The sequence below is a fragment of the Aquirufa aurantiipilula genome (assembly GCF_019923745.1).
GTDB lineage: Bacteria > Bacteroidota > Bacteroidia > Cytophagales > Spirosomataceae > Aquirufa > Aquirufa aurantiipilula.
In genome coordinates this window covers 1-4618 of record NZ_JAANOG010000006.1, presented here as the reverse complement: position 1 = coordinate 4618, position 4618 = coordinate 1, and the positions used below count along the sequence as shown (strand labels likewise).

At 41.5% G+C, this 4618-nt stretch carries 1 protein-coding gene; it reads right to left on the bottom strand.

Annotated elements, in window-relative coordinates:
* Positions 1–4618: beta strand repeat-containing protein (locus G9H60_RS07945; protein WP_223143531.1), on the bottom strand; the 4618-nt coding region annotated here is incomplete at both ends.

Here is a 4618-nt window from a genome sequence, read left to right as displayed (position 1 = left end):
TAGTTATTTCCATTGGCATCTTTTGCCGTAACAACTAATACTTGTGTAGATCCATCAGCTACAATACTAGCCGAAGTAGGAGTTAAGGTAGAAACAGCTGCATCAGCTGCACCCGCCACTACTGTAAAAGCATTAGAATCACCTGTTTTACCAGAAACATTCCCTGCAACAGAACCCGTTGCAGTTAATACAACACCTGTTTCAGCTTTGGTGTAAGTGATCCCTGTGAATGTGACATCACTTCCACCGGCAGTAATGGTTCCTGTCAAGGTTCCACCCAAAGTACCTGTTCCTGTTTTAAGAGAAAGAGTTACAGTTCCATTGGCTGTTGCATTCACTGGGTTGCCATTGGCATCAGTTAACGTAACAATAACATCAAAGGTTGCACCTGCTGTTTTAGTTCCAATGTTAGTAATAACCAATTTTGAAGCAGCTCCTTCAGAATAAGTAATAGTAGATTGGGTTTGAGTCCCTGTTCCATTTTTTACTTGAGCTCCACCTAATGTAGCAACGAAAACCCCCGTGCCTGTTGATGTAGGGGAAGTAACTGTAGCTGTATAAACGCCACTTCCTGCATGTGATACAGTACCTATGGTACCCGTTCCAGATAGTTGGGTTATTGTTACCACATCGCCACCTGTTCCACGGTTATTACCATAAGCATCTTTGGCAGTTACGGATAATACCTGGGTAGAAGTTCCGTTGGCAGTAATACTAGCGACTGTTGGAGTTAAGGTTGAAGTTGCAGCATCCACTGCACCCACCGTTACTGCGATATCATCCGTGGCATCTACTACTCCAGCTCCTGCATCGGCAGGGGTAGCATCTGACATGGTTATGGTGTAGTTTGCTACAGTATTTTTCTCAAACCAGAAGTTGACAGTCGAAGAACCGTCAGCAAAATCAATGCTTGTTATGACATTTCCTCCGCTAGCAGCGTCATAGAATACACCACTTCCTGTTGAAGTTAAGTATGCGGTTTGAGCGCCTGTAGTATAAGGTAAGGAAGCGGCATCTACTCTTGTTCCAACATAAGCAGCTCTAGTCCCAGCAGTAATATCAGCTGGACTATTTAAGGTAAAGCTAGTTGCACCTGTTGATTCCCCAACAAAGAAATCAGAGAAGGAATTAAAGCTTTGTCCTTTAATTGTTTTTGTTGTTCCATCAGTACGAACATGACCATTAGGGGCTTTCCATGAACCTGAATTTTTACGGACAATCATGTTAGAAAGGCTAGCAGATCCTACAATATCTCCACTAGGGAAACCCAAAGTAATGTTATAGGTGGTGAAACCATTAGCAGTAGTACCACTACCATCTGTTACTCTCCACTTTCTTTTTACATATTTATCACCTCTAATACCAGAACCATTAACGGAAGTATTATCTGCCAAAGAGTTGGTAGAAGATTCAATCGTTAAATCAGTAGATGCAGCACTTCTGCCAACAAAATCCAAGGTTACAGGAGTGTATGCTGAAGCATCACCAATCGGGAAAGAAACGGATGGGTCCGTTTGCTTAGGAATAACTCTAGAAATAGTACCCTCTACATAACGTGTATCTGAAGCACCCGTTATACTGGCATTGCTAGGAAGGATAATTTTTTTGTTATTACCCATGACCAAGTGGCCAGACACTAAGTTTAAGGTGTTATTGATGTTTAAATCAGAAGGAATCGTTAATGAAGTTCCACCAGTCACATTGACTTTTAGTTCTTTCAAATTTTGTCCATCAGAAGTAAAATCTAAGGAAGGACTTCCACTGGTAGTATTGACATGTAAAGTTGAAAGTGTAGTTCCTTTTAATTTACCACCACTAGAACCATTCACGGTCTCGTTTAACGTTAAAGTATTGTTGTCCCCAATAGAAAATGATCCACTTTTTAAATAGAAGTCTTTAGCCACACTAACATTTCCATGCATGCTTTGACCCGTATACGAGTTATCCCATTCAAAATTTAAAAATGCTTGATCGAATCCACTGCTCAAAGAAGTGGAACTAAGACCCGTAATTTTGGTTAATGCTCCCGCAGCTTGAGTAGTCCACAATGCCTTTGGAATGACACCTCCATCTCTTGCATGCCAATATGTTCCACCATGGAAATTAGGCAAGAAACCGCTACCAGATTCATTGGTATTCGTATAGGTTCCTCCTGAGTTTTTGAAAGTACCATGGGTATGGATATTGTATTCTCCATCAATACCAGAGTGGTGATTTAAGGTAATTGTTCCTCCCGTAGTTAAGTCAAATATGCCATCAATGATTAAACTATATAATGAAACAGATTGACTTAAAGTAGTAGTAATTCCAGTTGGTATTTTAACAATATCATATGCATCATACGTGTATTTAATACCGGCTGTATCAGTAAACGCTACACCTCCATCATTTGAAATAGCCCAAGTAACTGCATTCCAGTTTCCTGTGGCTTTTGGTGAATAGATTTTACCTTCTACAATTTTAAATGCTGCACTTGTTCCAGCTGTTAAGCTTGGCCCTCCAACGGTATATTTCGTGGCTTTAATGGTAGCATTGGTATTAATCGTATATGGGTTTGTTGTTTTATCTATCGTGGATACTTTGTATCGAACATAGTTAATATCTGTTGAGTATGAATTTGTTGGTATAGTAGCTTGGATCGGGGTAGATTGCACTACATTCGAAGAATTTGTTCTTTCAATACCATCAGATGTTCTATCTGTTGCGCCAATAAATAAACCTAATTCTACTCCAATGTCCGATGGAGCAGGAGAGAAGTTGCCATAGGCATCAACCAAGTTAACTCGAACAATATTATTATTTATTCCTATAATACCCACAGCAGGAGTGATATCCGTTACAGTAATCGCTGTAGGAGTATTCGGTGAAATAATGAAGGTAGTAGAAACAGCTTCGGTTAAAGATCCGCTGGTAGCTTTTAATTTATAAGAAGAAGCACTTGATTTATTGATTGAAATACCGGCAAAGGTAGCCTCTCCTGCAACCGCAGCTTGCGTCAAAGTACCAGAAAGTGTTCCTGAAGCAGGATTTGTGTCAATCGACAAAGTAATGTTATCTGTAGCGGTAGTTGGATTGCCAGCTGCATCTAAGATTTGAACTTTAATTGAAGGGCTTATGCTAGCACCAGCTAGCGTATTACTAGGTTGAACGCTAAAGGCCAATTTGGCTGCACCTGAAGTCGTGATATCAAATGTATTCGATGTAGCACCTGTTAATCCAGAGCTTGTAGCAGATAAGGTATATCCTGTGGCTGCAGTATTGATGGATAAGTCGCTGAATGTGGCAACACCAGCTATAGCAGCTACAGTTTTTGTGCCAGATAGGGTTCCAGAGCCCGCATTCGTGCCAAAATCAATGGTTACATTGGCTGTTGATGTAGTTAAGTTACCAAAGGCATCTTCAATTCTAACTTTTACGGCTGGATTGATGGAAGATAATGCAGCAGTATTACTTGGTTGAACACTGAAAGACAATTTTGCGGCAGCACCTACTGTATAAGTGATGACGCTATGCTGCATGGAACCAGAACCATTTTCTACGTGAACTCCTCCAATAGTGGCCACAAATTCACCCGTTCCAACAGCAGTTGGAGAAGTTACTGTTGCAGTATATGTTCCATTTCCTACATCGCTAACACTTCCTACCACTCCACTTCCTGTATGTCTTAAAATGGTAACGGTTGCACCTCCAACTCCAACATTATTACTATTAGCATCTTTCGCTGTTACAGTTAATAATTGAGTAGAAGAACCATTGGCTGTGATACTCGCTGCCGTAGGTGTGATAGTGGATTTAGTTGGATCAACGGCTCCTGGTACTGTAGTAATCGTACTTGTTGTACCAGTGATAGCCGAAGTAGTACCTGTAACTGTGGTTGAAGTTCCAGCCACGGTATGTGTGGTGAATACGACTGTTGCCACACCACTTGCATTGGTAGTCGAAGTAGCTGTAGCAAAACTACCGTTAGCATCAGACTTAGTCCAAGTAACAGTTTGTCCTGAAGTACTTACTGGGTTGTTGTTAGCATCCGCCAATTGAGCGGTGATGGTTACTGTAGCCCCAGCCACAGGAGATGAAGATGAAGAGGTAACTAAGTACTTAGTAGCCGTACCAGCTACTGTCGTAATGGTAGACGAAGTACCTGTGATAGCCGAAGTAGTACCTGTAACTGTAGTTGAAGTTCCTGCTACAGTATGTGTTGTGAATACGACTGTTGCCACACCACTTGCATTGGTAGTCGAAGTAGCTGTAGCAAAACTACCATTAGCATCAGACTTAGTCCAAGTAACAGTTTGTCCTGAAGTACTTACTGGGTTGTTGTTAGCATCCGCCAATTGAGCGGTGATGGTTACTGTAGCGCCAGCCACAGGAGATGAAGATGAAGAAGTAACTAAGTACTTACTAGCCGTACCAGCTACTGTCGTAATGGTAGACGAAGTACCTGTGATAGCCGAAGTAGTACCTGTAACCGTAGTTGAAGTTCCAGCCACGGTATGTGTGGTGAATACGACTGTTGCTACACCACTTGCATTGGTAGTCGAAGTAGCTGTAGCAAAACTACCATTAGCATCAGACTTAGTCCAAGTAACGGTTTGTCCAGAAGTACTTACTGGGTTGT